This is a genomic window from Sabulicella glaciei (assembly GCF_026183895.1).
In the GTDB taxonomy this organism is placed as follows: Bacteria; Pseudomonadota; Alphaproteobacteria; order Acetobacterales; family Acetobacteraceae; genus Roseococcus; species Roseococcus glaciei.
Map to the genome: position 1 here is coordinate 981,794 of NZ_JAPFQI010000001.1, position 26,902 is coordinate 1,008,695.

At 72.0% G+C, this 26,902-nt stretch carries 22 protein-coding genes; 12 read left to right on the forward strand and 10 right to left on the reverse strand.

What is annotated here, in order from left to right; all coding sequences use genetic code 11:
- Window positions 1-19 precede the first annotated feature (19 nt).
- Genes OF850_RS04580 through OF850_RS04600 form a run of 5 tightly spaced genes read left to right on the forward strand, consistent with a single transcriptional unit; the run spans window position 20 to window position 5,561 of the window.
- The gene (locus OF850_RS04580) at window positions 20-709 is read left to right on the forward strand and encodes a CheR family methyltransferase (protein ID WP_301588661.1); all 690 of its coding nucleotides are present in this window, start codon (window positions 20-22) and stop codon (window positions 707-709) included.
- Entirely contained in the window at window positions 702-1,601 is a 900-nt protein-coding gene (locus OF850_RS04585; RefSeq protein ID WP_301588662.1) for a chemotaxis protein CheW, read from the forward strand. The genes OF850_RS04580 and OF850_RS04585 overlap by 8 nt, the downstream gene beginning before the upstream one ends.
- Complete coding sequence (locus tag OF850_RS04590; RefSeq protein ID WP_301588663.1) at window positions 1,598-2,599, forward strand: chemotaxis protein CheB; 1,002 nt, start codon at window positions 1,598-1,600, stop codon at window positions 2,597-2,599. Before OF850_RS04585 ends, OF850_RS04590 begins: the two co-directional genes overlap by 4 nt.
- Entirely contained in the window at window positions 2,596-3,234 is a 639-nt protein-coding gene (locus OF850_RS04595; RefSeq protein ID WP_301588664.1) for a response regulator, read from the forward strand. The genes OF850_RS04590 and OF850_RS04595 overlap by 4 nt, the downstream gene beginning before the upstream one ends.
- Window positions 3,231-5,561, forward strand: a complete 2,331-nt coding sequence (locus tag OF850_RS04600) for an Hpt domain-containing protein (RefSeq protein WP_301588665.1) — start codon at window positions 3,231-3,233, stop codon at window positions 5,559-5,561. The genes OF850_RS04595 and OF850_RS04600 overlap by 4 nt, the downstream gene beginning before the upstream one ends.
- Here OF850_RS04600 and OF850_RS04605 read toward each other — a convergent pair.
- From OF850_RS04605 to OF850_RS04615, 3 genes are read right to left on the reverse strand one after another with little or no spacing between them, the layout of a single operon-like run.
- Complete coding sequence (locus tag OF850_RS04605) at window positions 5,556-6,695, reverse strand: PP2C family protein-serine/threonine phosphatase (protein WP_301588667.1); 1,140 nt, start codon at window positions 6,693-6,695, stop codon at window positions 5,556-5,558. The genes OF850_RS04600 and OF850_RS04605 overlap by 6 nt on opposite strands.
- A complete protein-coding gene (locus OF850_RS04610; RefSeq protein ID WP_301588669.1) occupies window positions 6,692-8,254 on the reverse strand; it encodes a methyl-accepting chemotaxis protein in 1,563 nt (520 codons plus the stop codon). Before OF850_RS04610 ends, OF850_RS04605 begins: the two co-directional genes overlap by 4 nt.
- A gap of 7 nt (window positions 8,255-8,261) precedes the next feature.
- On the reverse strand, window positions 8,262-9,434 hold the full coding sequence (locus tag OF850_RS04615; protein ID WP_301588670.1) for a M20 aminoacylase family protein: 1,173 nt from the start codon (window positions 9,432-9,434) through the stop codon (window positions 8,262-8,264).
- A 74-nt stretch (window positions 9,435-9,508) separates the two neighbouring features.
- On the opposite strand from OF850_RS04615, the gene glpK reads away from it, so the two are divergent.
- Genes glpK through OF850_RS04630 form a run of 3 tightly spaced genes read left to right on the forward strand, consistent with a single transcriptional unit; the run spans window position 9,509 to window position 12,665 of the window.
- Window positions 9,509-10,978 (forward strand): glycerol kinase GlpK, encoded by a 1,470-nt coding sequence (glpK, locus tag OF850_RS04620; protein WP_301588671.1) that lies wholly within the window; start codon window positions 9,509-9,511, stop codon window positions 10,976-10,978.
- Window positions 10,978-12,348 (forward strand): acyclic terpene utilization AtuA family protein, encoded by a 1,371-nt coding sequence (locus OF850_RS04625; protein WP_301588672.1) that lies wholly within the window; start codon window positions 10,978-10,980, stop codon window positions 12,346-12,348. Before glpK ends, OF850_RS04625 begins: the two co-directional genes overlap by 1 nt.
- On the forward strand, window positions 12,345-12,665 hold the full coding sequence (locus OF850_RS04630) for an AtuA-related protein (protein WP_301588673.1): 321 nt from the start codon (window positions 12,345-12,347) through the stop codon (window positions 12,663-12,665). Before OF850_RS04625 ends, OF850_RS04630 begins: the two co-directional genes overlap by 4 nt.
- Before the next feature lies 1 nt (window position 12,666).
- Here OF850_RS04630 and OF850_RS04635 read toward each other — a convergent pair whose 3' ends face one another.
- Together OF850_RS04635 and OF850_RS04640 are read right to left on the reverse strand one after the other, a co-directional pair.
- A complete protein-coding gene (locus tag OF850_RS04635) occupies window positions 12,667-14,004 on the reverse strand; it encodes an alkaline phosphatase PhoX (protein ID WP_301588675.1) in 1,338 nt (445 codons plus the stop codon).
- The gene (locus OF850_RS04640) at window positions 14,004-16,289 is read right to left on the reverse strand and encodes a molybdopterin-dependent oxidoreductase (protein ID WP_301588677.1); all 2,286 of its coding nucleotides are present in this window, start codon (window positions 16,287-16,289) and stop codon (window positions 14,004-14,006) included. Before OF850_RS04640 ends, OF850_RS04635 begins: the two co-directional genes overlap by 1 nt.
- Before the next feature lie 64 nt (window positions 16,290-16,353).
- On the opposite strand from OF850_RS04640, the gene OF850_RS04645 reads away from it, so the two are divergent.
- Both OF850_RS04645 and OF850_RS04650 read left to right on the forward strand, forming a co-directional pair.
- Window positions 16,354-17,748, forward strand: a complete 1,395-nt coding sequence (locus OF850_RS04645) for an aspartate aminotransferase family protein (RefSeq protein WP_301588679.1) — start codon at window positions 16,354-16,356, stop codon at window positions 17,746-17,748.
- A 17-nt stretch (window positions 17,749-17,765) separates the two neighbouring features.
- Window positions 17,766-18,917 (forward strand): hypothetical protein, encoded by a 1,152-nt coding sequence (locus tag OF850_RS04650; RefSeq protein WP_301588681.1) that lies wholly within the window; start codon window positions 17,766-17,768, stop codon window positions 18,915-18,917.
- A 4-nt stretch (window positions 18,918-18,921) separates the two neighbouring features.
- Here OF850_RS04650 and OF850_RS04655 read toward each other — a convergent pair whose 3' ends face one another.
- From OF850_RS04655 to tpiA, 4 genes are all read right to left on the reverse strand, one after another.
- Window positions 18,922-20,556, reverse strand: a complete 1,635-nt coding sequence (locus OF850_RS04655) for a CTP synthase (RefSeq protein ID WP_301588683.1) — start codon at window positions 20,554-20,556, stop codon at window positions 18,922-18,924.
- Between the two features lie 34 nt (window positions 20,557-20,590).
- Window positions 20,591-21,370, reverse strand: a complete 780-nt coding sequence (locus tag OF850_RS04660; protein WP_301588685.1) for a serine/threonine protein kinase — start codon at window positions 21,368-21,370, stop codon at window positions 20,591-20,593.
- Window positions 21,371-21,434: 64 nt separating this feature from the next.
- Window positions 21,435-21,755, reverse strand: coding sequence for a preprotein translocase subunit SecG (gene secG, locus OF850_RS04665; protein WP_301588687.1), 321 nt, complete (start codon window positions 21,753-21,755; stop codon window positions 21,435-21,437).
- Window positions 21,756-21,801: 46 nt separating this feature from the next.
- A complete protein-coding gene (gene tpiA, locus OF850_RS04670; protein ID WP_301588862.1) occupies window positions 21,802-22,536 on the reverse strand; it encodes a triose-phosphate isomerase in 735 nt (244 codons plus the stop codon).
- 108 nt (window positions 22,537-22,644) lie between these two features.
- Between tpiA and OF850_RS04675 the strand changes: the two genes are divergently transcribed.
- Window positions 22,645-24,531, forward strand: a complete 1,887-nt coding sequence (locus OF850_RS04675) for a peptidylprolyl isomerase (RefSeq protein ID WP_301588689.1) — start codon at window positions 22,645-22,647, stop codon at window positions 24,529-24,531.
- Window positions 24,531-26,015, forward strand: coding sequence for an anthranilate synthase component I (trpE, locus tag OF850_RS04680; protein ID WP_301588691.1), 1,485 nt, complete (start codon window positions 24,531-24,533; stop codon window positions 26,013-26,015). The genes OF850_RS04675 and trpE overlap by 1 nt, the downstream gene beginning before the upstream one ends.
- Window positions 26,016-26,030: 15 nt before the next feature.
- On the opposite strand, the gene OF850_RS04685 is transcribed toward trpE, so the two are convergent.
- A complete protein-coding gene (locus tag OF850_RS04685; RefSeq protein WP_301588693.1) occupies window positions 26,031-26,882 on the reverse strand; it encodes a universal stress protein in 852 nt (283 codons plus the stop codon).
- Window positions 26,883-26,902: the final 20 nt, after the last annotated feature.

The window sequence follows — 26,902 nt, forward strand, 5'->3', positions numbered from 1 at the left end:
CGGGCTGGCCGCTTCACCCGTGCTGGCCGGGCGGCTGGCCCGCGCGCCGGAACTTGCGACGCGCTGTGCCCGGACGCCGCCCGATTTCGACGACCCCGACTGGGCCGCGCTGCTCGACGCCGTGAGCGTGGGCGAAACGCGGTTGTTCCGGCTGCCGGGGCAGTTCACCACGCTGGCCACACTGCTGCCCGGGCTGGGTACGACGGCGCGCAGCGAGGGCCGCGCCCTCCGCTTGCTTTCCGCGGGCTGCGCCAGCGGCGAGGAGGCATGGAGCCTCGCGGCCCTGGCCATGCGACACATGCCACCCGGCACAACGGTCGAGGTGCTGGGCCTCGACATGTGCCGGCCAGCGCTGGACGCGGCACGAGCAGGGAAGGCGGGGGCCGGGCTGGGCGACCCGCTTGCCTTGGTTCCGCCCGACGTGCTGCCACTGTTGGCCGACGAAGGCGGGCGGCCGCGCCCGCATCCTGCCCTGCGCGCCGTCACGCGTTTCCATCGCGCCAATCTGCGCGACGCCTTGCCGGGCCGCTTCGACGTGGTCTTCTGCCGCAACGTGCTGATCTACCTGCATGAGAAGGCGAGAGCGGAGGTCATTGGCCGCCTGACGGGCGCGCTGCGGCCGGGCGGCGTGCTCGGCCTTGGTCCCACCGACCAGCGCCCCGCCGGCCTTGCGCCGCTCGGCGAGATGCTGTGGCGCCGCAATGCCTGAAGCGATCCCCCTTCCCGGCGGCGGCGCCTTCGCCTTCGTGGACGGGATCGCCGTGCCCGTGCCGCGCCAGGCCTTGCCCGAGCGGCCCACGCGTGAATTCGCCGAACCGCTTCCCCTGCCGCCCGCCAGTCAGCGTCGCGCCGGCATCGGGGCACTACAACTGACGCTCGCCGAGGCGGGCCTCGTCGTGCCCACCTCGCTCGCTTGGCGCATCCACGGCTTCGATGCGCCCGTCCCACTGCCCGCCTCGCCGCCCGGGATGCTGGGCGTCTCCCTGCTGGATGGCGCGCCCGTGCCGGTGCTGGCGCTGCCGGGCGCGCGAGGCTGGCGCGACGCCGCCCTCCTCCTCGAATTGCGGCACGGGGGGCACCGCTTCGCACTTCCCGCCGGGCGCATCTCCGCCCTCCCCTCCGGCGGCGAGGACTTCACCGAATGGCTCGGTTCCCGCGAGGCGGCCTCGCTTCTCGCCATGGCGCCGCTCGCTCCGGCGGACGCCCTCGCGCCGCCCGTGGCGAATCGCGATCTCGTCCTGTTCAGTGCGGGTGGGCGCGACGTCGCCCTTCCGGTCGAGGCAGTGGTGGCGGTCCTTCCGCCGCTCAACCCCGCTCCCGTTCCGGGCGGCTCGGTCGCCGCGCATCGCGGCGAGGTGCTGCCCGTGCTCGATGCCGGGCCACGCCTCGGCGGCGCGCCGACGAGGCTGCCTGCGCCGCTGCTGCGCCTTGCCACCCATCCGGGGCGTCTGATGCTGGTTTCCGCCGTTGCCGGTGTGCGCGCCGTCCCAGCGGCGGAGATCCATCCGCTTCGACAGGGCGGGCTGATCGCCGCCCTTGCGCGCTTCGGCGCCGCGCCGCTGCCGGTGCTGTCCGTGGCCGCACTCGGGAGGCCGGCGTGATCCCGGTCCTGGTCGTGGACGACAGCGCCTTCATGCGGCTTGCGCTCCGGCGCATCATCGAGGCGGAAGGCGATCTGCGCGTCGTGGGCGAAGCGGCGGATGGCGAGGCCGCCATCGCCGAAGCCAAGCGCCTGCGCCCCGCCGTGGTGGCGATGGACGTGGAGATGCCGGTGCTGTCGGGCATCGAGGCGACGCGGCGCATCATGGCGCTCCCCGACCCGCCGGCGGTTGTCATGGTGAGCCAGCACACCTCGGCGGACAGCCCGGTGGCCCTCGCTTCCCTGGCCGCCGGGGCCAGCGACTACCTGTCCAAGGATACGGGGTTGGGCGGTCTCGACCTCGGTCACCTGGACCGTGAGTTGCGCGCACGGCTGCGGCACTGGGCGCGTCAGCGGGACCGCGCGGGCGGTCCGGCGCGACAGGTGCTGGCCGTGCCTGCCCAGCGCCCGTCGCTGATCCTGGTCGCTGCCTCGACCGGCGGGCCGGATGCGCTGGAGGCGCTTCTGCGCGCCTCCGGGCCGCCGCCCTTGCCCACCGTCATCGCGCAGCACATGCCCGAACGTCTTGCACCGGAACTGGCCGCCCACCTCGCGCGGCGGACCGGCGTCCCGGTGCAAGTCGCGACGGATAACGCGCCGCTTCGCTCCGGCGAGGCCATGCTGCTGTCGAAGGACGCCGTGCTGCTGCGCGAGGGCGCGCATCTCGCCCTACGCTTCGCCCTGCGCGCGGACGGGCTGGTCCATCCTTCCGCCGACCTGCTGTTTCGCAGCGCGGCGCTGCTGGCCGTGCCATGCTGTGCCGTGGTGCTGACGGGCATGGGCGATGATGGGGCGGATGGCGCGGCGCGGATCGCGGCGCAGGGCGGCATGGTGATGGTGCAGTCGCGCGACAGCGCCGTGGTGGGCGGCATGCCCGGCGCGACGCGCGCGCGTGTTCCCGCCGCCGAGGTGCTGCCACCCGCCACGATCGGCGAGCGCCTCAAGGAACTTGCGCGATGATCGCGGACGAGGAGCTTCTCGCCGCGCTGCGTCCCGAATGGGCCGCGGAGTGCGATGCGCTGGCGGCAGCGCCGGACGCCGCCTCGGCGCAGCGCGTGCTGGCGCGGCTGCGCTCCATGGCCGATGCGATGGGCTTCGCCGCGCCCTTCCCCGAAGCCGACGCGCCCTTTGAGTCGCTGGTCGGAGCCGCGCCCGCGCTGCGCGCTGTCCTGGAGCCGCAAGCGGAGGGGGGCGGCCCGGCGCGCGTGCTGGTGGTGGATGACAGCCGCACCATCCGGCGCCTGCTGCGCGGCATCCTGGAGGGCGCCGACGGGCTGGAACTGGTGGGCGAGGCGGCGGACGGTCACGAAGGGCTGCGGCTGATGGCGGAGCAACGGCCTGACCTCATCCTGCTCGACCTTGAGATGCCGGTGCTGGACGGGATGGGGTTCCTGGCCGAATGGGCGCTCGCCGGTTCGGGCGCGGTCGTCGTCGTCTCCTCCGCCGCGCCGCCCGGCAGCCCGACCGCGCTGGAAGCGTTGCGGCGCGGCGCCTTCTGCTGCGTTTCCAAGCCCTCGGGCGCGCTGTCGCCGGACTTGGCCAACCGTGCGGGCGAGGAGATCGTGGCCGCCTGCCGACGGGCGATGGCGCGATGAGCCCGGATGATCCGCTTTTCGCCGAGTTCCTGGCGGAGTCGGCGGAGCACCTGGACACGCTCGAGGCGGGGCTGACTGGCGAAGCCCCGGTGGACGTCCTTTTTCGTGCCATGCACAGCCTGAAGGGCATGGCCAATGCCCTCGGCGCGCGTGGAATGGGCGCCCTGGCCCACGCCGCCGAGGAAGTTCTGGGACGGGCGCGGTCTGGCGCGCGGCAGCTCGACCAGGATGCTCGCAAGGCACTGCTGGGAACGGTGGACGCGCTGCGCGCGGCACGCGACGCCCTGGCCGAGGGGCGCGACCTGCCGGCCGACGCCGCGTTGCTGGCGCGGCTTGCCGCCGGAGATGCCGCGCCCGCCCCGGCAGCAAGCCCAGCGCGCGGAGTCGCGCAGGGCGGCGACCCGCTGCGGCTTTCCCTGGCCTCGCGCCTCGCGGCGGAGATGCCCCGCCCGTCGCCGCAGCTGGCCGAGGCCGCACGCGACGCAGGGCTTCCGGCCCTGGCTGCCGCCCTCGCCGAGGCCGGATCGCCCAGCGGCTATGGTCGGCTTCGGAGCAAGCTTGCCCTGCTGGAAGCGGTGACCGGCCTTCCGGCCGGCGCCGCAGCCACCCTGCCCGGCCGGCCCGACCCTGCGCCGCTCCTTGCAGCGCTGGAAGGCGCCTCGGCGCGCGAGGCAGCGCGCGACTTCGCCGATGCCGCGCACGCCCATGGCGACCGTGGGGCGGAGGAACTCGGCCGCCAGATCCAGGATCTGGCCGCGCGTGGCCTCCCGGTCGGGCATTTCCGACAGGCGCTGTTGGAACCGGTGCTCCGTCCCGTCGAGGCGGCGCCCGCACCGCCTCCCCCGCCGCTCACCTCGTCGCTCGCCACCGCCCTTCCGCAAGCCGCGCACAGTCGCGCCGCCGCCGCGATGGGGGCTGGACGCCGCATCTGGCGGCTGCGCCTGGGTGCCCTCGCCCTTGCCGAGGCAGTGGCGGAGGCCTTCCTGCAGCGCGCGGGGGAATCGCTCGCCAGCGCCGGCCCGCCCGGCTCGCTCGACATTTTCTTCACCAGCGACCTGCCGCCCGCCGAGCTGGCCGCGCTGCGCGCCGAACTCGACCCCGAGGGCGTCGCGCTGCTCGACCTTGCCCCCGCCGATGCGCCGCCCCCTCCGCCCATGCTGCGCGTCCGGCAGGACCGGATCGACGCGGTGATCGCGCTGGAGGCGGAACTGCGCGCTGCGACCCTCGCCCTGACCGACTCCCTCGCCGACCCGGGTGCTGCGCAGGCGCTGGACGATCTTTCCGCCATTCAGCGCAGTCTGCCGCCCGGCCCGGCCTCGCGTCTCGCCCCCGCGCTGGAGCGGCTGCGCGCCGTCCGCGTCGCGGCCGACCGCGCCGCAAGCCGGCTTCGCCTGTCCCTCGGCCAGATGGACGAGGCGGTGCTGGAGCTGCGCGTGGTGCCCTTTGCCCATCTGGCGCAGCGCCTGCACCGCCCGCTCCGGCAACTCGCCGAGGCGCAGGGCAAGTCGGTGGAGCTGGTGACCGAGGGCGAGGAAGTCACGCTGGACCGCTCCCTCGCCGACCTTCTGGCGGATCCGCTGCTGCACCTGCTGCGCAACGCGGTGGACCATGGGGTTGAGACGCCGGAAGCGCGCGCGGCTGCCGGAAAGCCGCGAATCGCGCGCATTCTGTTCACCGCTGAGCGCCGGGCCGGGCGGCTGCGCGTCGTGCTGCGCGACGACGGGCGCGGCGTGGACGAGGCGGCCGTGCTGGCCCGCGCCCGTGCGCGGGGATTGCTGCCGCCCGGCGCCAATCCGGTTGGCGAGGCGGTGCATGCTCTGCTCTTCCTGCCCGGTTTCTCGACGCGCGAGGTGGTCAGCGACGTCTCGGGGCGCGGCGTCGGGCTGGACGTGGTGCAGGAGGCGGCCCGGCGTGCCGGCGGCACCGTGCGGGTGGACAGTCTGCCGGGCCAGGGCACGGGCTTCGTGCTGGACCTGCCGCTGAACGCGGCCATCCAGCCAGTCCTGCTCGTGGAGGCGGCAGGCCACCCCTACGCCCTGCCCGCGAACCGCGTGGAATCCGTGCTGGAGCCCGGCCATGTTCCGCCCGACGTGAAGCTGCGCGCATTGGAGGAATTGCTGGACCTCCCCGCCACGCCGCCTTCCGCCGTGGTGCTGCTGCGGCGCCCGGCCGGGCTGCTGGGCCTAGCCGTGGCGCGGATCGGGCGGCGCACCGACCTGCTGCTGAAGCCACTGCATCCCGAGATCGCCGGCCGGCCCGGGGTGGGCGGCGTCGGCGTTCTCGGCCATGGCGAGGCGGTGCTGCTGCTGGAGCCGGACGAACTATGACGAGCGGCTGAAGGCCAGGATGGTCACGTCGTCGGCGGCCGGTGCACCGCGTGCATGGGTGGCGATAGCCGACAGCAGCTTTCCGATGGCGAGGTCGGGGGCGACCGTGCCGCCGAGCGACGCGACGACCGCATCCTTGCCCAGCAATTCGCCCTCTGGGTCCTGCGCCTCGGTCACGCCATCGGAAAGGAGCAGCAGCCCCTCGCCCTCCGGTACGGCGAAATCCTGCGAGGCGTAGGCGAAGCCTTCGATCACGCCGAGGGCCGGCTGCACGTTGTAGCCTGCCAGCGCGACCGCGCCACCTGCCGTCAGGCGCAGCGGCGCCTCGTGCCCCGCGACGCAGATGCGTCCCTTGCCGTTGCGCCGATCCACCACGCCCAGCGCGGCGGTGACGAAGGTCATGTCCTCGTTGTCTGCCGCCAGGTCATCATTCGCGAGGGCGAGCAGCACCGCCGGATCCGGCACGCCGGGCGAGGTCCGGGCGGCGGCGCGGATCAACCCGAAGGAGCGCGCCATCGTCAGCCCCGCCGGCGCTCCCTTTCCTGCCACGTCGGCCACCACGAACAGCATGTGGTCCGCGCCGATGGACAGCAGGTCGTACAGATCCCCGCCCACCTCCCGCGCTGGCTCCATATGGGCATGGACCGCGAAGCCGGGCCGCTCCAGCGCGACAAAGTCGCGCGGAACGATGGAAAGCTGCGCGCGGCGCGCGCTCTCCAGCTCCGCCTCCAGCGCCCGGAGACGCTGGTCGGCGAGGTCGCGCAGCGCCTTCTTTTCCAGCACCGCCTGCAGCCGCGCCCGCAGCAGCGGCGGGTCGAAGCTCTTGGGCAGGTAGTCCTCGGCGCCCAGCTCGATGCAGCGGATCACGCCCGACATCTCGGTCTGGGCGGAGATGACGATGACCGGCGGCGCGTCGCGCGTGCCGCGCAGCCGTTCCAGCACGCCGATGCCATCCAGCTCCGGCATCTCTAGATCCAGCAGAACCACGTCGAAGCGCCGCCGGCCGATCGCCTCCAGTGCCTCGACGCCGTTGGTCGCCATCTCGGGTTCGCCATAGCCGAGTTCGGCGAGGCGGCGCTTGAGCAGCAGCCGGTTGAAGGAACTGTCGTCGACGACCAGGAAGGAAGGGTTCATGCGCGGCCCGCGGCCATGTTCTCCACCGCCGCGCGTGATTCCGCGGCGAGTCGCGACAGGTCGATCATGGTGACGGTGATCTCCTCGGCGGCCGTGGCATTGCCCTGGCCGATGCGGGTCAGCGTGGCGACCCGCTCATCGAGGCTGGCGATGGTGGTCTGCTGCTGTTCCATGGCAACGGCGATGGAGGCGGCGAGGCGCGCCGTTTCCTCCGTCAGCCGCTCGAAATCATCCATGCTGGCGCCCACCGCGGCGGCCGCCCCTGCCCCCTCGCGCGTGCGGCGCCCGGCCTGGAGCACCACCTCGGCGATCTCCTGAGCCAGCGCCTCGGTCGAGGCGGCGAGCTGCCGCACCTCCTCCGCCACCACGGCGAGGCCGCGCCCGTGCTCGCCTGCACGGGCGGCCTCGATCGCGGCATTGATGGCGAGGATGTTGGTCTGGGTGGCGATCTTGCCGATGGTGGCGGCGATGCGCGTCACGCGCTCTGTGTCCTCGCCCACGGCATCCACGGTTTCCACCAGCAGCCGCACCTTCTCCAGCGAGGCTTGGAGCAGGCGCCGCGCCTCGGAGGCCGTGTCGCGCGCGGTTTGGGTGGAGCGTCCCACGTCGCTCACCGCCTGCGAGGTGTGGGACAGCGCGTCCGATACCTGCCGCAGCTCCGAAAGCTGGGTCAGGCTGCCCTCGCTCACCTGGCCGATCGCCTGGCTCGCCTGGGTGGTGACGATGGCGGTGCGCCGCGACCCTTCCAGCGCCTGGTCCATCAGCCGGCGCGTTTCCGCAAGGTTGGCGCGGAACACCGCAACGGCCCGCGCCATCTCGCCCACCTGGTCCTTCCGGTCGGTCCCGGGGATATCCACTTCGGCATCGCCGGCCGCAAGGTGGCGCATGGAGGAGGCGACGCCGCCAAGGGGCTTCACCGTCATCACGACGAGCACGACCCAGACGAGGCCGAGCCCCACCAGCCCCATCAGCACCCCGAGGAGCGTCGCGCGCTGGCCCTGCTCGCGCAGCCTGTTCGCCTCCACGAGGCTTTCATCCGCGTCCTGCTTCGAGATGCGCCGCGCATCGGTGGCAAGCCGGTTGAAGGCGACCACCACGTCCAGCCATTCCTCCTGCAGCGGTCCCCATTCGGCACGGGCGCGCCGCGCGAAGGCGTCGGCGACCCGGTCGCCCAGTTCGCGCATACGCAGCGCCATGTCCCGCGCACCCTCCGCCACGACGCGGTCCAGCCGGTTTCCGAGCAGGTTCGCCAGCGTCTCGTAGCTTTCGAGGATGCCGTCCGCGTTGCGCTTCATGCGCGGCGCGGTGACGGTGGGCGGAAGGGCGCCGGCCAGCACCGCCGCGAAGCCCTGCGCGAAATCCGCCACGTCGTTGGAAAAGTCGTCCACCGCCGCGATGGCGGCGCGGTCATGCACGCCCATCCGCTCGATGATCGCGCCTTGGCGATGCAGCAGCACCAGCGCGCTGCCGGCCAGGAAGGCCAGCACGGCGAGCATCAGCAGCAGGACGATCGCCGCCCTGGTGCCGATGCGGCCGAAGAAGCCGGTGCCTTGCTGCATCCGCGCGTCAGCCGCGCGGCAATTCCTGCTCCACCAGCGCGGCGAAGAAGCCGGCGCCAATGGGCAGGAGCGCGTCGTTGAAGTCGTATTTCGGGTTGTGCAGCGCGACGCCGCCCCTGGCACCGTCATCCTGGCCGAGCTTCACGAAGCAACCCGGCCGCTCCAGCAGCATGAAGGAGAAGTCCTCGCCGCCCATGTTGGGCGGGCGCTTGCGGATCACGCGCTCCTGACCCACCACCTTGGCGGCGGCGAGGGCGGCGCGCTCCGTCTCGGCCTCGTCATTCACGGTGGGCGGGTAGCCGCGGACGTATTCCACCGTCACCTCGGCGTCGTTCAGCGCCCCGATCGCCTTGGCGGTCTGGGTGATCAGCCGCTCCATCTCGTCCTGCGTGCCGGGACGCAGGGTGCGGACCGTGCCGCGGATCTCTGCCGTTTCCGGGATGACGTTGGAGGCGCTGCCCGCGTGGAACTGGCATAGCGAGATGACGGCGGAGTCGAGCGGGTCCACGCGCCGCGCCACGATGGCCTGCATGGCCACGACGATCTGCGCCCCGACCACGATGGGGTCCACCGCCTGGTGCGGCCGCGCGGCGTGGCCGCCAATGCCCTTGATGAAGATGTTCACCCGGTCGGAGGCCGCCAGCACCGGACCGGACACCACCGCCGCCTCGCCCAGCTTCAGGTTGGGGTCGTTGTGGACGCCGAACACCTTGTCGCATGGGAAGCGGCCGAACAGCCCGTCCTGAATCATGGCGCGCGCTCCGGCACCCCCTTCCTCGGCCGGCTGGAAGATGAAATGCACCGTCCCGTCGAAGTTCCGGGTCTCCGCAAGATACTTGGCGGCGCCGAGCAGCATGGTGGTGTGGCCGTCATGGCCGCAGGCATGCGCCTTGCCGGGCACGGTGGAGGCGTAGGGCGCGCCCGACTCGTCGTTCATCGGCAGGCAGTCCATGTCGGCCCGCAGCCCGACCGAGCGGCCCGAATCGCCGTTCCGCAGCACGCCGACGAGGCCGGTCACGCCCAGGCCGCGATGCACCTCGATGCCCCACTCCGCCAGCTTGGCGGCGACGAGGTCGCTCGTCCGCTGTTCCTCGTAGCCAAGCTCGGGGTGCGCGTGGATGTCCTGGCGCCATTCGGCCATTTCGGGCTGGAGGTCGGCGAGACGATTGGGGACGGGCATTCCGGTCTTCCTTGATTCAAGCCATCATCCGGCAGCACGGGGCACCGCGTCAAAGGGGCAGGAAGCACAGGCACATGCAGGCGATCCTCGCCCTCGACCAGGGCACCACCTCCACCCGCGCCATCGCTTTCGGCGCCGGGCTCAAACCCCTCGCCACGGCCCAGGTCGAGCTGCCGCAGCATTTCCCGCGTCCGGGCTGGGTCGAGCACGACGCGGGCGACATCGAAGTACATTCCCTGCGGGTGCTGCGCGAGGCCATGGCAAAGGCCGGGCTGGAGCCGCGGCAGGTCGCCGGGCTCGGCATCACCAACCAGCGCGAAACGACGCTGCTGTGGGAGCGGGACACGGGCCGGCCCATTGGCCGCGCGATCGTCTGGCAGGATCGCCGCACCGCCGAAACCTGCGACCGGCTCCGCAGCGAAGAAGCACTCGTCTCGGCGCGGACCGGACTGCTGCTCGACCCGTATTTCTCGGCCACCAAGCTCGGCTGGCTGCTGGACAACACCCCCGGCGCCCGCGCGGCGGCGGAGCGCGGGGCGCTTTGCTTCGGCACGGTGGATTGCTTCCTGCTGCATCGCCTGACCGAGGGCCGCGTCCACACCACCGACGCCACCAACGCCGCGCGCACCCTGCTCATGGACATCCGCCGTGGCGACTGGGACGAGGAAATGCTCGCCCTGTTCCGCATCCCCCGCGCCTGCCTGCCGGAAATCCGGGATTGCGCGGCGGAGTTCGGCACCACGCGCCTCCTGGGCGGCGAGGTGGCGATCCGCGGCATGGCGGGCGACCAGCAGGCAGCGACGATCGGCCAGGCTTGCTTCGCGCCGGGCATGGTGAAGTCCACCTACGGCACGGGCTGCTTCGCCCTGCTTGTTACTGGCGAAGAGCCCGTCGCCTCGAAGCACCGGCTTCTCACCACGATCGCCTGGCAGTTGGGCGGCGTGCGGGCCTACGCGCTGGAGGGCTCCATCTTCTCGGCCGGGGCGACGGTGCAGTGGCTGCGCGACGGGCTTGGCATCATCGCCCATGCGCGAGAAGCGGGGGAATGGGCCGCCAAGGCCGACCCGGCGCAGCGCGTCCACCTCGTCCCGGCCTTCACCGGCCTCGGCGCACCGCACTGGGACGCGGGGGCGCGGGCCGCGCTGCTGGGAATGACGCGCGGCACCACCCGCGCCGAGATCTGCCGCGCCGCTCTGGAATCCGTCGCCTTCCAGACGGCCGACCTGCTGGACGCCATGCGCGCCGACTGGCCCGCCATGGGCGACTGCGTGCTGCGCGTGGATGGCGGCATGACCGCAAGCGACTGGACCATGCAATTCCTGGCCCATCTGCTCGGCGCGCCGGTGGACCGGCCGGTGGTGGCGGAAACCACCGCACTCGGCGCCGCCTGGTTGGCCGGGCACCAGGCCGGGCTCCTGCCCGGTCCCGAGGCGCCGGCGACGCATTGGAAGCTGGAACGCCGCTTCTCCCCCACCATGTCGCGCGACGAGGCGCGCGAGCGGCATGGCGACTGGAAACGCGCCGTCGGGAGGGTTCTCGGCTGATGTTCCGCCTTGGCAATGGCTCCGGCTTTTCGGGGGACCGGGTGGACGCGCCCATCCCCGTCATGCGCGACCTCGTGGCCGGTGGCACCCCCGCCGCCCTGTTCTTCGAGACGCTGGGCGAGCGCACCGTCGCCCTGGCGCATCTGGAAAAGCGCCGCGACGGGGAACTCGGCTACGAGCCGATGCTGGAGCGCCTCGTCCGCCCCATCCTGCGCGACGCGGCGGAGCATGCGATCCCGCTGCTCGGCAACTGGGGCGCCGCCAACCCGCCCGCGGGGGGGCGCGCCGTGGCCCGGGTGGCGATGGAGCTTGGCCTGCCCGACCTCCGCATCGCCGTGGTCGAGGGAGACGACGTGACGGGCCAGGTCGCGAACGGCCAGCTGCCGGTGCACGACGCCGATGCCGGCCTGGACATGGGCGATTGGCGCCTCGTCGCCGCCAACGCCTATATCGGCGCGGAGCCGCTGGTCGAGGCGCTGCGCGAGGGCGCGCAGGTCATCGTGGCGGGCCGCACCAGCGATCCGGCCCTGGCCATCGCGCCGCTCGCGCATCATTTCGGCTGGGGCGTGGAGGATTGGGACCGGCTCGCCATCGGTGCGGCGGCGGGCCATCTTCTGGAATGCGGATCCCAGGTGACAGGAGGCGTGTTCTGGGACCCCGGCCGCAAGGACGTGCCCGATCCCGCCAATCTCGGCTTCCCCATCGCCGAGGTGACGGCGGAAGGCGAGCTTGTCATCACCAAGCCGGCGGGGACGGGCGGCGTCGTGGATTTCCGCACGATCAAGGAACAGCTCCTCTACGAGTTGCACGACCCGGCGGAATACATCACCCCCGACGTGGTGCTGGACATCACCGGCTGCACGCTGGAGCAGGCGGGGAAGGACCGCGTCGCCCTGCGGGGACTGCGCGGCCATCCGCGCCCTGAGACGCTCAAGGTCACGGCCAGCTTCGAGGGCTCCTGGCTCGGCGAGGGCGAGGTGAGCGTCGCCGGCCCGAATGCTGCCGGCCGCGCCCGCGCCATGGCCGACGTGCTGCTGGAGCGGCTGCGGATGCGCGGCCTCAAGGTCAAGGCGCGGGTGGACCTGATCGGCCTTGCCAGCGTGCATGACAGCGATGGCGGGGCGCTGTGGCGCGATGCCGAGTGCGACGCGCCGGAGGTCCGCGTGCGCCTCGCGGTCGAATCAGCGAGCCGCGACGATGCCGACCAGGCGGCGCGCGAGGTGCTGGCCATGCTGTGCTGCGGTCCTGCCGGGACGGGCGGCGCGCGGTGGCGGGTCACGCCGCGCATCCTCACCCGCTCCCATCTCATCCTGCGCGAACGCGTGCCGACGCGCGTCGCCATCCGCACTGCCAAGGAGATGCTGCGATGACGGGCGTCCCGCTCTACGACATCGCCCATTCACGGGCGGGGGACAAAGGCAACCGGCTGAACCTGTCGCTGATCCCCTACGATCCGGCGCACTACTCCCTCCTCGCCGAGCAGGTGACGGAGGAGCGGGTGCTGGCGCTGTTCCGCCATCGCGGTGCCACGTCCTGCCGGCGCTACGACCTGCCCCTGCTCCACGCCTTCAACTTCATCGTGGAGGATGCGCTAGAGGGGGGCGTGAACGGCTCGCTCAACCTCGACGGCCACGGCAAGACCAACAGCTTCCGCCTACTGGCCCTTGAAGTGGCGCTTCCCAGCTAGCTTACCGCGTCAGCGTCACCAGCGCGGTGCGGGGCGGGACGCCGGGCTGGAACTCCGGCCAGCGCGTCGCGGGCCGGTCGAAGGACGCGCCGGGCTCCGCGCCGGGGCGCCGGACCACCGTCAGCACCGTGCCGCCATCGGGCGTCACCGCCACGCCGCCGATGCCCGCCGCGCGCGGCGCGCCGTAGAGCGGGCGCCCGTCCAGGAACAAGGTTTCTGCCGCCGGTCCGACGCGGCCCTGCGTATCGGTGCCAGCCAGCACCTCGCCGCGCGGCGTGGCGGCAACGGCGGAGGCGTTGAGAAGCCGCGCGAGCGGGGCCAGGAAGCCCGCTTCCGCCGCCGGGTCGCCGCGCCACTCGGCGACGCCGTCCTGCCCCGCGATCAGGAGGCGCGAGCGCGGCGTGTCCCAGGACAGGGCGGCAATCCCGCTGAAGGGGGTGCCGCCCGCGCTCCGCGCCTCGGCCAGCGCCTCGCCGGTGCCGGGCAGCGGCGCCCAGCCCAGCCGCCCGCCCTCGCTCCGCGCGACGAAGAGCGTGCCGGAATCGAGCGCGTCGTCCGCCGAAGCAGGGCCGGTGGACAGGAAGCGGAACAGGTAGCCCGCCTCCCCCGCCTCGGCCATGAAGACGGCGGCGCGGCCGTCGCGCGTCACGGCAGCGGCGCAATCCGCCTTGGCGAAGCGCCCGGGCGCTGCCCGCTTCACGGGAATGCTCTGGGGGTCGAGCGGATCAAGTTCCACCAGCCATCCATACTGGCCGGGGTTCAGCCCGCCGAGGCGCTGCAGCCAGGGTGTCGCATCCCCCTCTGTCAGCAGCAGCGAGTTCCAGGGCGTCGCCGCGCCGCCCGAGACGGCAAGGACGCCCCGCACCGCGCCGCCCGGCCCGCGGCACAGAGTCGTGGCGGAAACGCGGCGCGCCTGGAAGCCGCCCTCGGCCACGATCCAGCGGCCACCCTGGCGCTCCAGGTTCAGGAGGCTGGCGCCCTGCATCATCGCCGCCACATCCGGCCGGTCCGTGCCGCCGGGGAAGGCCATGCGTGGGTCCACCGTCGGATGCGCCACGGCGAGGACGAGGCGTTGCACCCCGTCGGCCGAGGCGGGCGGCACGACCAGCGCGGCGATGCGCGCGTCCCACCCGAACTGGGCCGAGGCGCCGTCCGGTGTCAGGCGGCGCGGGTCGAAGGGCGGGGCATCGAAGGTGACGCGGTCGCCCCATCGGATCAGGATGTCGCGGCGCCAGCCGGGCGCGACCACGTCATCCTGCTGCACGGGCGGGCCGACCTGCGCGAGGGCCGCGGCGGAGGCCAGAAGCGCGGGGGCGGCCAGAAGGGTCCGGCGTCGCATCAAACGGTCTCCTCGATGGGCGGCGGGACATGGGCGCGCACCGGCGGCAGCGCCTCCCGCCAGGGTTCCACGCGCACCAGGCAGGATTGCGCCGATGGCCCCTGCCCCATGCGCGAGGTTCCGACATCCGCGGTCAGCACGTTCGGGTTGCCATGGACGCAAAGCGAGCCGGGCACCCCGGGCTCCAGCGGGTCGAACCAAGCGCCGGTCGCCATCAGCGCCACGGCGGGCGTAAGTCCCTCGATGATGCGCAGCCCTGCCAGGCAGGCGCCGCGCCCGTTCCACACCCGCACCACCTGCCCCTCGGCGAGGCCGCGTGCCCGGGCATCCTCGGCGCAGAGCAGGATCGGCTCGCGCCCCTGGATCTTGTCGGCGGCGGCGATTGGACCTGGGTCGAGCTGGGAATGGAGCCGCGTCGCCGGCTGAAACGAGAGAAGGTGGAGTTCGTCCGGCGCGGCGGTCAGCAGGGACTCGCGCGGCGGGATCCAGCTGGGCGTGCCGGGGCAGTCGGGCAGGCCCATCGCCGCGATCGCCTCGGAGAAGATCTCCACCTTGCCCGAAGGCGTGTCGAGCGGGCTGGCCTCCGGATCGGCGCGGAACTCGGCGAACTGCGTGTATTCCTCGCCGTGTGCTGGCAGGGGCATCTCCACGTGTCCCTCGGCCCAGAAACTTTCAAAATCAGGTGCTTCGAAGCCGAACTTCGCGCAGGCGCTGACCCAGCGCCCGTACAGGAAGCGCAGCCACGCCCCCTCGTCCCGCTGCTCGGTGAAGCGGTCGCGGAACCCGCTGGCGTCGGCGAGGTCGGCCAGGATGTCGTGGTCGTTGCGCGCTTGGCCCAGCGGCGCGATGGCGCGGTGCATGGCGCGCACGAAGCGGTCCCGCGAGGTGGAGGCGATGTCGTTGCGCTCCAGCGTCGTGGTCGCGGGCAGCACAATGTCGGCATGGCGGGCCACGCCGGTCCACCACGGCTCCTGCACCACGACTGTCTCGGCACGGGACCAGGCGCGGAGGAGGCGGTTCAAGTCCTGGTGATGGTGGAAGGGATTGCCCCCCGCCCACCAGACGATGCGGATCTCCGGCAGGGCGAGATTCAGGCCATTATAGGCCATGGTGCCCCCCGGGTTCTCCAGCAGCTCCGTGATGCGGCCCACGGGGATGAAGTCGCGCACCGGATTGGGCGTCGCGGTCATGGAAACGCTCGGCAGGGCCCGGCGCGGGTTGCCGATGCCGCCGGAGGAGCCGTAGCCGAACCCGACCCCCTGCCCCGGCTTGCCGATGCTCCCGAGGGCCGAGGCGAGCGCGACCAGGGTCCAGTAGGGCTGCTCGCCATGGTCGGCGCGCTGGAGGCTCCAGGCAGCGGTCAGCATGGTGGGCTGGCCGGCGCATTCCTCGGCAAGGCGGCGGATCGTGGCGGCCGGGATGCCCGTGATGCCCTCCGCCCATTCCGGCGTGCGGCCGCCCAGCGTCGCGGCGAAGCGGTCCCACCCCGTGACATGGGTGGCGAGGAAGCCGCGATCCTCCAGGCCCCGGTCCATGATGTGGCGGATCATCGCCAAGAGCAGCGCCGTGTCGGTGCCGGGCCGGATGGGCACCCATTCGGCGCCGATCGCCTCCATCGTGTCGCCCCGGAAGGGCGAGACGTTGACGAAGCGCACCCCAGCCTCGGCCGCCGCGCGCATGTTGGGCACGTAGGTCTGCGCCGCCGCGCCGCTCGTGACTTGGCCATTCTTCTCGGCCAGGCCGCCGAGGCAGAGCATGAAACGGGCATGGCGCGCGATCGCGGACCAGTCGGTCATGCGGCCGAGCAGCACCTCCACGTCGCCCAGCACGTGCGGCAGCAGGGCCTGGGCGGTGGCGTAGGAATAGGCGTTCACGCTGTTGGTGAAGCCGCCCCCCAGGGCAAGGTAGCGCTGAAGCTGCGTCTTGGCGTGGTGGAAACGCCCAGCCGAGGCCCAGCCATAGGAACCGCCGAAGATGGCGTTGTCCCCGTGCTCGGCGCGGGTTTGCGCCACTTCCTCGGCCAGGATGCGGGTGACGCGGTCCCAGGAGACCGGCACGAAGGGGTCGCCGCCCCGCGCATGGCCGGCGCGCCGGCCTTGTAGCCAGCCCTTGCGGATATAGGGCTGGTCCACCCGCGTCGCGCTGTGCACCGTGGCGGGCGTCGCGGCGACGAGGCGCGCCGGCATCGGGTCGCGCGCGAAGGGCCGCGCCTCAACGAAAACGCCGTCGCGCACCACCGCGTCGAAGAAGCCCCAATGGGAAGCATGCGGCACGATCTGGTCCATCGCGACGTTATGCCCTTCCTCGTTCCGCCCGGCCAGCTAGGATGGGCGGATCAGGAGACGCGACATGACCCCTCCCCGCAACAGCAACGCCGTCCGCGACATCGCCAGCGTGCTGCATCCCTACACGGATGGCCGCGCCCACCAGAAGAACGGGCCGCTGGTGATCACGCGCGGCGAGGGGGTGCGCGTCTTCGACGAGCAGGGCAACTCCTACATCGAGACGGTGGCGGGGCTTTGGTGCGCCTCGCTCGGCTTCTCCAACGAGAGGCTGGTGGAGGCGGCGACGCGCCAGATGCGCCAGCTTCCCTTCTATCACGGCTTCACCGGCCGCTCGCACGAACCGCAGATCGAGCTGGCCGAGATGCTGCTGGAGCGCGCGCCCGCGCCCATGTCCAAGGTGTTCTTCGCCAACTCGGGCAGCGAGGCGAATGACAGCGCCATCAAGATGATCTGGTACTTCAACAACGCGACCGGACGGCCGCAGAAGAAGAAGATCATCGCCCGCATCAAGGGGTATCACGGCGTCACCCTCGCCGCGGCCTCGCTCACCGGGCTGCCGGCGAACCACAAGCTGTTCGACCTGCCGATCGCCGGCATCCACCACGTCTCGACGCCGCACCACTACCACGGCGCGAACGAGGGCGAGTCCGAGGAGGATTTCGCCACGTGCCTCGCGGACGAGCTGGAAGAGGTGATCCTGCGTGAGGGACCGGACACCGTCGCCGCCTTTTTCGCCGAGCCGATCATGGGCGCGGGCGGGGTGATCGTTCCCCCCGCCACCTATTTCGAAAAGGTGCAGGAGGTGCTGCGCCGCCATGACGTGCTGTTCGTCGCGGATGAGGTAATCTGCGGCTTCGGCCGCACCGGCGAGTACTGGGGCTCGCAGGCCTTCGGCATCCAGCCGGACATCCTGACCTGCGCCAAGGCGCTTTCCTCCTCCTTCCTGCCCATCTCCGCCGTCATGGTGAATGAGCGCGTCTTCGAGGGCCTTGCCGATGGCTCCGAGAGCGTCGGCACCTTCGGCCATGGCTTCACCTATTCCGGCCACCCCGTCCCGGCCGCCGTGGCGGTCGAGACACTGAAGATCTACGACGAGATGAACCTCGTCGCGCATGTCCAGTCCGTCGCGCCCGCCCTGCAGGACGGGCTGCGGCAGCGCTTCGGCGACCACCCGCTGGTCGGCGAGGTGCGCGGGCGCGGCCTGATCGCCGCCGTCGAGCTGGTCGAGGACAAGGCGGCGCGCCGCAACTTCGACCCCGCGCGCAAGATCGCCCCGCGCCTGTCCAAGATCGCGGAATCGCACGGGTTGATCATGCGCTTCCTGCCCGGCGACGGCATCGCCTTCTCGCCGCCGCTCATCATCACCGAGGCGGAGATCCACGACATGCTCGACCGCTTCGGCCGTGCGCTGGATGAGCTTCAGGTCCAGCTGCGTCGCGAGAGCCTCGCCGCGGTTTGATCGGCGCAACCCTTCCGGTGGCGGCGGCGCTCGCGCTGCTGCCGCTCGCGCTCGTTCTCCAATCGCGCGCCATGGCGCCGCTGGCCCTGCTCGGCCTCGCCGGGACGGTGCTGGTGGCGTGGCGCGAGGGCTGGCGCCCCTCGCAGCTGCCGCGCCCCGCCTGGCCGCTGCTCGCCCTTCTTGCCTGGGGGGCGGCGTCGGCGCTTTGGTCGCCGGAGCCCGGGCGTGCCCTGGATACCAGCCTGCGCCTCGCGGTCATGACGGGGCTCGGGGCGATGGCCGGGGCGGCGCTGCTCGCCTCGCCCTCGCGGCGCATCGGGTTCTGGGCAGCGGGCGGGCTGGCCGTGGGGCTGGCGATCGCGGCGCTGGACGATGCCACCGGCAACGCTGTGCGCGCGGCGGTGCGGGGCCTACCGGAAGCGCCGGCGCAGCTGGCCTTCGGGCTGAAGAACGCCATGGCCGGGATGGCCCTGTTGGCCCCCCTCGCCTTCGCGAATCCCTCCGTTCCGCTGCCGCTGCGGGCGCTGCTCGCGGCGGGAATGGTGGCCGTGTCCTTCCTGCTGCCTGGGGAAGCGGCGAAGCTCGCCTCGCTCGCCGCGGTCGCCGCCGTCCTCCTGGCGGCGTTCGTGCCGCGCGTCACCGGGCTGCTGATCGGTTTGGCAGGGGCCGGCTTCGTGCTGGCCGCGCCCTTCCTGGCGCGCTTCGTGCTGGGAAGCGGGATCGAGGTGGGCGAACTTCCCTTCTCCGCCGCGCACCGCCTCCTGATCTGGGATTTCGTCACCGCCCGTGTCATGGATTCGCCGCTGATCGGCTGGGGCATGGAAGCGTCGCGCGCCATTCCCGGCGGCACCGGCGCGCCGGATGCCGGGATGCTCGCGCGCTTCGGCGTGTCCGGACCCTATTGGGCGAACGCTCAATTGCTGCCGCTGCATCCGCACAATGCCGCGCTCCAGCTTTGGCTGGAACTCGGCGCGGTGGGCGGCCTGCTCGGCGCGTGGCTGCTGGTGGAGCTGGGGCGCGCGTCGCGCGACCCAGCCGCGGCGGGATGCCTCGCCGCCGGGCTGGTGGTGGCGATGCTCTCCTACGGCGTCTGGCAATACTGGTGGGTGGCGGGGCTGCTTCTCGCCGCTGCCACCTGCGCCGCGGTCCCGGACCGCGGCGTGCGCTAGGCCCTCAGACCAGCCGCGCCTGCTTCACCGCCGCGCCCACGAAGCCGGCGAAGAGCGGATGCGGCTGGAAGGGCTTGGACTTCAGTTCCGGGTGGAACTGCACGCCGATGAACCAGGGATGGTCCGGATACTCCACGATCTCCGGCAGCACGCCGTCGGGCGACATGCCGGAGAAGCGAAGCCCGCAGCCTTCCAGCTTGTCGCGATAGGCGACGTTCACCTCGTAGCGGTGGCGGTGCCGCTCCTCGATACGGTCGCTGCCATAGACGCTCGCCACCAGCGAATCGGTGGAAAGCTGCGCCGGATACACGCCGACCCGCATCGTGCCGCCCAGGTCGCCGCTGGCCGTGCGGCTTTCCCGCTGGTTGCCGCGCACCCACTCGGTCATCAGGCCGACCACCGGCTCCTCGGTCGGGCCGAACTCGGTCGAGGATGCCTTCTCCAGGCCCAACAGGTTTCGCGACGCCTCGATCACCGCCATCTGCATGCCGAAGCAGATGCCGAGGAAGGGGATCTTCCGCTCCCGCGCGAAGCGCACCGCCTCGATCTTGCCCAGCGTGCCACGCTCGCCGAAGCCGCCAGGGACGAGGATGCCGTGCACGCCCTGCAGGCGGGTCAGCACCTCTTCCTCGCCGCGCTCGAAGATCTCGCTGTCCACCCAGTCGAGCCTGACGCGGGTGTTGTGGGCGATGCCACCGTGGGCGAGCGCCTCGTTCAGCGACTTGTAGGCGTCCAGCAGCCCCGTGTACTTGCCGACCACGGCGATGGTCACCTCCCCCTCCGGGTTGGTGATGCGCTCGACCACGCGCTGCCAGGGGCGCATGTCGGGCTCGCCGTAGATGCTCAGGTTGAAGTGGCGCAGCACTTCGCGGTCCAGCCCCTCGCGGTGGTAGGAAAGCGGGACCTCGTAGATCGAGCGCGCGTCATAGGCCGGGATCACGCTCTCGGGCCGGACGTTGCAGAACAGAGCGATCTTGCGCCGCTCATTCTCCGGAATCGGGCGGTCGCAGCGGCACAGCAGGATCTGCGGCTGGATGCCGACGCCCAGCAACTCCTTCACGGAGTGCTGCGTCGGCTTGGTCTTCAGCTCTCCGGCCGAGGGGATATAGGGCACCAGAGTCAGGTGGACGAACAAGCTGCGTTGCGGGCCCAGCTCGTTTGCCAGCTGGCGGATCGCTTCCAGGAAGGGCAGCGACTCGATGTCGCCCACGGTCCCGCCGATCTCGACCAGCACGAAGTCATAGGTGTCGGTGTCGGCCTGGACCGCTTCCTTGATGGCGTCCGTGATGTGCGGGATGACCTGCACTGTCGCGCCGAGGTAGTCGCCGCGGCGCTCCTTCGCGATCACCTCCGAGTAAAGGCGTCCCGTGGTCCAGTTGTCGGCCCGCGTCGCGTGCTCGCCGGTGAAGCGCTCGTAGTGGCCGAGGTCGAGGTCGGTTTCAGCCCCGTCATCGGTCACGAAGACCTCGCCATGCTGGTAGGGGGACATCGTCCCCGGATCCACGTTGAGATAAGGGTCGAGCTTGCGGATGCGCACGCGATAGCCGCGCGCCTGCAAGAGGGCCCCGAGGGAAGCCGCCGCGATGCCTTTTCCGAGGGAAGAGACCACGCCGCCGGTGATGAATACGAACCGCGCCATGGGAGCCCGTCCTACCCCGAAGCCGGGTCGGAAGTCACCCCTTCCCCGACGCAACCCGTGGGCTCGTCCCGATCATGGCAGGTTCCTCCCGCAGCACTGCCTCAAGCGCGGCCAGCGCCTCCTCCGCATCGGCGAAGCGGCGTGCGGCAGAACGGGCGAGGCAGCGCAGCAGCCATTGGGAGAGCGACTCGGGGATCGCGTCGTTGAAGGAACGGGGTGGGACCATCGGCTCCTCCAGCACCCGCTCGCGCATCGCCTCGGGCGCGCCGGCCCAGGGCGGCTGGCCGGTGAGCAACAGATAGGCGAGCACGCCTGCCGCCCAGATATCGGCACCGGGGTGCGGCGCCTCGCCGCACAGGATCTCGGGCGCGGCGCCGAGGACCGGGACGCGCCCGGTTTCCGGCTCCAGCAGCACGGGGTCGGCCGGGCCGCGCACCAGCACGTTGCCGCCATGCAGGCCGCCATGCGCCACCCCAGAGACATGCAGGCAGCGCAGCGCCCGGAACAGGGGCAGAAGCAGGGCGATCGCGGCCGCCGGCGCCATGACCTCGCCGGGCGACGCCCAGTCGCGCAGCGGCAGGGCACGCAACCTTTCCATGGCCGGCATGTCCCAGCGCGGCTGATCCACCACGGTGACGAGGTGTGGGTGGCGAGGCCAGACATGGGCCATGACGCTGAGGGAAAGCTGCTTGAGCGCGAGGGGCCGGTTGCCGGCGCGCTCCGTGACCGCCCAGACGATCGAGGAGCGGCTGCGGCCGATGACCCAATCGGGCCGATACCGGTCCAGCAATTCGGGAGGAAAGCTCTCATTCACCGCGATGGCTCCCGTGACCAGGGATTCCATCGCAGGGAAAGGGTAAGAACCCCTTAAGGGCGCCTCAGTTGGTCGGGACGGCCGGCATCGCCGGGATGGCGGGGGCGGTGGCCGGCGCCGCGGGCGGCGGCGTGTCCAGGATGGAGCGGCGCGCGCCCGTGCCACGGTCCAGCAGGGCCAGCACCAGGGCGAGGGCGAAGAACATCGTGCCCAGGACGGCGGTGGTGCGCGTCAGCAGGTTCGCCGTCCCACGCCCCGACATCAGCCCGCCCATCCCCTGGGAGGAGCCGATGCCGAGCCCACCCCCCTCCGAGCGCTGGATCAGGATCACGCCGATCAGCGCCAGGGTGACGAGCAGGAACAGGACAAGGAGGACGGTGGTCATGGTGCCGGGCTTCTAGACCAAGCGCACCTCGACCGGAAGCCGTGCCTCAGCCCGCCGCCTTCGCGATGGCCAGGAAATCCGCCGCGACCAGGCTGGCCCCGCCCACCAGCGCCCCATCCACATGCGGCAATGCCAGGATCGCCGCCGCATTGCCCGGCTTCACCGAGCCGCCATACAGCAGGCGCGTTCCCTCGGCTGCCTTGCCGAAACGGCCCACCAGCACCCTGCGCATCGCGCCGTGGATGGCGGCGATGTCATCCTCCGTGGGGGTGCGGCCGGTGCCGATGGCCCAGACCGGCTCATAGGCCACGACGCCGCCCGCCTCGGCGAATCCATCGGGGAGCGAGCCGGAGAGCTGCGTCTCGACCACCCGCTCTGCCTCGCCGGCCAAGCGCTGGGCCTCCGTCTCGCCGACGCAGACGATGGGGGTCAGCCCGACGGCGAGCGCTGCCTCTGTCTTGGCGCGCACGCCCGCATCCGTCTCGCCATGATCGGCCCGGCGCTCGCTGTGGCCCAGGATGACGTGGGTCGCCCCGGCATCGCGCAGCATGGCGGCACTGACATCGCCGGTATGGGCGCCCTTGGCCGCCGCGTGGCAATCCTGCCCGCCCACTGCGACGGCGGAGCCTTGGACGGCGGAAACGACGGCCTGGATGTGCAGGAAGGGCGGGCAGACCAGGAGATCGGCGCCCGAAGCGCCACCCTTCAACTCCTCCGCGAGACGGGAGGCCTCGGCCAGCGAGCCGTGCATCTTCCAGTTCCCGGCGATCAGGGGGCGGATTCCTGGCGTCATCCCGAGCATCCTTCTCTTGGCGGGCGGGTGATGGCGCGGGCCGCCCCGTTTGGCAACTGCCCGCCCAGCCGCTAATCCCTGCCCATGATCTCCGCGATGCGCCGCCTGGCCGGGACCTGGTTCGCCAAGGCCCTCTTCATCCTGCTGATCCTGTCCTTCGCCGTCTGGGGCATCGAGGACATGGTCCGCAACATCGGCCGCGACACCTCCGTCGCCCGCGTGGGCGGCGAGGCGATCGAGGCGCAGGAGGCGCAGGAGGCGACGACGCGCGAGCTGCAGCGCATCACCCGCGCGCTGCAGGGCAACTTCACCCCCAATCCGACGATCCGTAGGGCCGTGGCGGAGCAGGCGGTGGAGTCCCTCGTCATCGACCGCGTGGCGCGGCAGGAGGCCCAGCGCATGGGCATCACCGTCCCGGACGAGACGGTGCGCGCCTACGTGTTCCGCATCCCCGGGTTCCGGGGGTTGGATGGCCGATTCTCGCGCGATTCCTTCAACCAGTTCCTCCGCAACAACGACCTGACCGAGAGCGGCTTCCTGGCGCTTTTGCGCGCCGACCTGTCGCGGCAGCAGCTTTCGGGTGCGGTCCGCGCCGGCGCCTCCGTGCCCGAGGCACTGGCCGCCCGCATCCTCGCCTGGCAGCTGGAGCGGCGCACGGCGGCGCTGGTTGAACTGGACTTCGCCGACGCGCCGGAGCCGGAGCCCCCCACCGAGGCGCAGCTTTCGCGGTTCCACGAGAACAACGCCGCCCGCTTCTCCACGCCTGAATTCCGCGAAATCGCCATCGCCACGCTGAACGCGGAGCGGATGATGGCCTCGATCGAGGTGAGCGAGCGCGACATCGAGGATGCCTACGCCGCGAATCGCGACCAGTACGGCGCACCCGAGCGGCGCGAGGTGTTCCAGGCTCTCGTGCCCACGGAGGAGGCCGCGCGCGACGTGGCGCGGCTGTGGCGCGAAGAGGGGACGGAGTTCCCGGCGGTGGAGACGGCCGCACGCGAGGCAGGCGGCAGCGCCACACCGCTCGGCTCCGTGACCCGCACCGAGATGCCCCTGCCCGCCCTGGCCAGTGCCGCCTTCGCCCTGGCCGCGGGTGGCGTGTCCGACCCGGTGCAGACACCCTTCGGCTGGCACGTGCTGCGCGTCGGCACCGTGCAACCTGGCGAGACCCAGCCGCTGGACGCCGTGCGCGACCGCATCCGCTCCACGCTGGCCGCCGAGCGCGCGGCGGACGAGGCCTTCGACCGCGCCACCCGCGTGGAGGACACGCTGGCCGGCGGCGCCACCGTGGCCGAGGCCGCGCGGCGCCATGAGCTGGGCTTCGCCGAGGCGCGGATCGACGCCGAGGGCCGTGCGCCGGATGGGGCGGAAGTGCCCCTGCCAGTTCCCGCCGCCGCTCGCGCCGCCGCGCTGCGCGCCATCTTCGCCGCAGAGCGCGGCGCCGCGCCCCGCTTCCAGGAAGGCGAATGGGGCTTCATGGCGGTGGAGGTGCGCGAGGTGATCCCGCCCGCCCTCATCCCGCTGGAGGAGGTGCGCCAACAAGTGACCGAGGCCTTCGTGGCGGATGCGCGCCGCCGCTTCCAGGAGGAGCGCGCCGCCGCCCTGCTGGCCGCGCTGCGCGCCGGACGCCCGATGGCCGAGGCTGCAGCGGAGATCGGCACCCCGGTGGAAGTGCTGGGGCCCTTCGGGCGCGAGCCGGGCGGCGGCAACCCGATGCCGCGCGAACTCCTCGCTCCAGTCTTCGAATTGCCGGTGAACGGCGCGACCATGGTGGCGCGTCCGCGCTCCTTCGCCGTGGTTCAGCTTCTTTCGATCCAGCCCGCCGAACTCGGCGAGGCGGCGGAGGCACTGGGCGCCCTGCGCCGCGAGATGGCGCAGACAATGGCCGAGGATCTGGAAGCGCAGTACCAGGCGGCGCTGCGCGCCCGCGCCGACGTGCGCATCAATCCGCGCGTCGTGCAGCAAATCGCGGGCAGCGAGTGATGGATTTCGCCGCCTTCCGCGAGGCCTTGGCCGAAGGCCCGGTGCTGCTGCACCGCGAGCGCGTCTCCGACCTGGACACCCCGGTCGGCGCCTTTCTCAAGCTCGCCGAAGGGCGGCCTTTCTCCTTCCTGCTGGAAAGCGTGGAAGGCGGCGCGGCGCGCGGACGCTATTCCGCCATCGGCCTTGCCCCCGACATGATATGGCGCGTGCGCGACGGGGTGGCCGAGTGCAACGAGCAGGCGCTTTCTGCCCCCCACGCTTTCCAGCGCGAGGCCCTGCCGTCGCTGGAGGCGCTGCGCGCCCGCGTAGCCGCGTTACAGATCCGTCGCTCGACCGGACTGCCCTCCATCGCGGCCGGGTTGTTCGGCTACCTGGGCTACGACATGGTCCGGCAGATGGAACGCCTGCCGGCATTGAAGCCGGACGTTCTCGGCATCCCCGAGGCGGTGCTGATCCGCCCCACCCTGCTCGCGGTGTTCGATCACGTCCGCGACGCGCTGACGCTGGTGACGCCTGTCTGGGAGGCCGCCGACCCAGAGGCGGCTTGGCAGCGCGCGCAGCAGCGCCTGGATGACGCGGAGGAGGCGCTATCCCGCCCCCTGCCCCGTCCGGCCCCACCGGCTCACCTGCCGCCCCAGCCCGAGCCGCAATCCAACTTCACGCCCGAGGGCTACATGGCGGCGGTGGAGCGGGCGCGCGAATATATCCGCGCGGGCGACGCGTTCCAGATCGTCCCCTCGCAGCGGTTCTCGGCACCCTTCGCCCTGCCGCCCTTCGCGCTCTACCGCGCCCTGCGGCGCATCAACCCGGCGCCATACCTGACCTTCTTCGATTTCGGCGCCTTCGCCACGGCCGGCGCCTCGCCGGAGATCCTGGTGGGCTGCCGCAACGGCGAAGTGACGATCCGTCCCCTGGCGGGCACGCGTCGCCGCGGCGCCACCCCGGCCGAGGATCAGGCGCTGGAGCAGGAACTCCTCGCCGACCCGAAGGAGCGGGCCGAGCATCTGATGCTGCTCGACCTGGGCCGCAACGATGTCGGGCGCGTCGCCGCCATCGGCAGCGTGCGCGTGCCGCATCAGTTCGCCATCGAGCGGTACTCCCAGGTGATGCACATCGCTTCCGAAGTGAGGGGCAAGCTGCGCCCGGGGCTCTCGGCGCTCGATGCGCTTGTGGCGGGGTTCCCGGCCGGCACCCTCTCAGGCGCGCCCAAGGTGCGCGCCATGGAAATCATCGAGGAACTGGAGCCGTCCCGGCGTGGCCTTTATGCCGGAGGCCTCGGCTATTTCGGGGTCGATGGCAACATGGATGTGTGCATCGCGCTGCGAACCGCCCTGGTGAAGGACGGCACGTTGCACGTCCAGGCGGGCGCCGGCGTGGTGGCCGACAGCGACCCGCGCGCCGAGCACGAGGAATGCATCGCCAAGGCACGCGCCCTGTTCCGCGCCGCCGAGGAAGCGGTGCGCTTCGCGGCCGGGGGCCGTTGAGCGCACCGCGCGAGGTCACCCGGCCTCGGGGCCGCGCACCACCAGGACGTCGCAAGGCAGGCAGGCCATCAGCCGCTTCGCGACACTGCCCACCAGGAAGCCCTTCAGCCCCGTGCGGCCCTGGGTGCCGAGCATTGCCAGCTCGATCGCCTCCTTGCGGACATGGGCGGACAGGGCTGATTCCGGCCAGCCATACTCCATCCGCAACGGCGGGGAGGAAGGCTCGGCCTTGAGGAAGGCGGCGGCTTCCCCCTCGGCCATCGCGCGAAGCTCGCTCTCGTTGCCATCCTTGCCGATGAACCCTTCGAAGGGCAGGCGATAGGCGTGGAACAGCGCCATCTCCGTGTCCGGCAGGAGCGCACGCGCGCAGGCGATGGCGTGGCGCGACGGTTCGGAGAAATCCGTTGCCACGACGAGCCGTGCATAGGGCCGGCGCGCCCGTCCCTTCACCGCCAGCAGCGGGATCGGCGCCTGCTTCGCCAGTTGCTCGACGATCGCGCCCAGGGTCGATTCGCCCAGCGGATCCCGGCGCGCCACGCCGGTCACGATCAGCCCGGCCCCCTGGGCCTGGGCCTGGCGCAGGATTGCCTCGGCCGGCTCGCCCCGCTCCAGCGCAAGTTCCCATTCCACGGAACGGCCCTCGAGATCCGCCTCGACCTGCCGCCGCGCGAGGTCGAGCGGAGGCGGGTCGCGCGGCTCCGTGCCTTCCAGCACATGAACGACGAGAAGCTTCGCCCTCCATTGCTGCGCCAGCAGCACCGCACGGTCCAGGGCACGGTCGCAGCGGCAACTCAGATCCGTGGCCAAGAGGATGAGCCGCGGCAGGCCTCCTTCCCAGGGTGCCTTCTCCATCGCTTGCCTAGGCATCCGAACCTCCCATGGCTGTC

Bases quoted from the DNA above. Each gene is read 5' to 3' on its own strand.
- OF850_RS04585 (WP_301588662.1), top strand. From the start codon at position 702: ATGCCTGAAGCGATCCCCCTTCCCGGCGGCGGCGCCTTCGCCTTCGTG.
- OF850_RS04595 (WP_301588664.1), top strand. From the start codon at position 2,596: ATGATCGCGGACGAGGAGCTTCTCGCCGCGCTGCGTCCCGAATGGGCC.
- OF850_RS04600 (WP_301588665.1), top strand. From the start codon at position 3,231: ATGAGCCCGGATGATCCGCTTTTCGCCGAGTTCCTGGCGGAGTCGGCG.
- OF850_RS04605 (WP_301588667.1), bottom strand. From the start codon at position 6,695: ATGAACCCTTCCTTCCTGGTCGTCGACGACAGTTCCTTCAACCGGCTG.
- OF850_RS04610 (WP_301588669.1), bottom strand. From the start codon at position 8,254: ATGCAGCAAGGCACCGGCTTCTTCGGCCGCATCGGCACCAGGGCGGCG.
- OF850_RS04615 (WP_301588670.1), bottom strand. From the start codon at position 9,434: ATGCCCGTCCCCAATCGTCTCGCCGACCTCCAGCCCGAAATGGCCGAA.
- glpK (WP_301588671.1), top strand. From the start codon at position 9,509: ATGCAGGCGATCCTCGCCCTCGACCAGGGCACCACCTCCACCCGCGCC.
- OF850_RS04625 (WP_301588672.1), top strand. From the start codon at position 10,978: ATGTTCCGCCTTGGCAATGGCTCCGGCTTTTCGGGGGACCGGGTGGAC.
- OF850_RS04630 (WP_301588673.1), top strand. From the start codon at position 12,345: ATGACGGGCGTCCCGCTCTACGACATCGCCCATTCACGGGCGGGGGAC.
- OF850_RS04635 (WP_301588675.1), bottom strand. From the start codon at position 14,004: ATGCGACGCCGGACCCTTCTGGCCGCCCCCGCGCTTCTGGCCTCCGCC.
- OF850_RS04640 (WP_301588677.1), bottom strand. From the start codon at position 16,289: ATGGACCAGATCGTGCCGCATGCTTCCCATTGGGGCTTCTTCGACGCG.
- OF850_RS04645 (WP_301588679.1), top strand. From the start codon at position 16,354: ATGACCCCTCCCCGCAACAGCAACGCCGTCCGCGACATCGCCAGCGTG.
- OF850_RS04655 (WP_301588683.1), bottom strand. From the start codon at position 20,556: ATGGCGCGGTTCGTATTCATCACCGGCGGCGTGGTCTCTTCCCTCGGA.
- secG (WP_301588687.1), bottom strand. From the start codon at position 21,755: ATGACCACCGTCCTCCTTGTCCTGTTCCTGCTCGTCACCCTGGCGCTG.
- OF850_RS04675 (WP_301588689.1), top strand. From the start codon at position 22,645: ATGCGCCGCCTGGCCGGGACCTGGTTCGCCAAGGCCCTCTTCATCCTG.
- trpE (WP_301588691.1), top strand. From the start codon at position 24,531: ATGGATTTCGCCGCCTTCCGCGAGGCCTTGGCCGAAGGCCCGGTGCTG.
- OF850_RS04685 (WP_301588693.1), bottom strand. From the start codon at position 26,882: ATGCCTAGGCAAGCGATGGAGAAGGCACCCTGGGAAGGAGGCCTGCCG.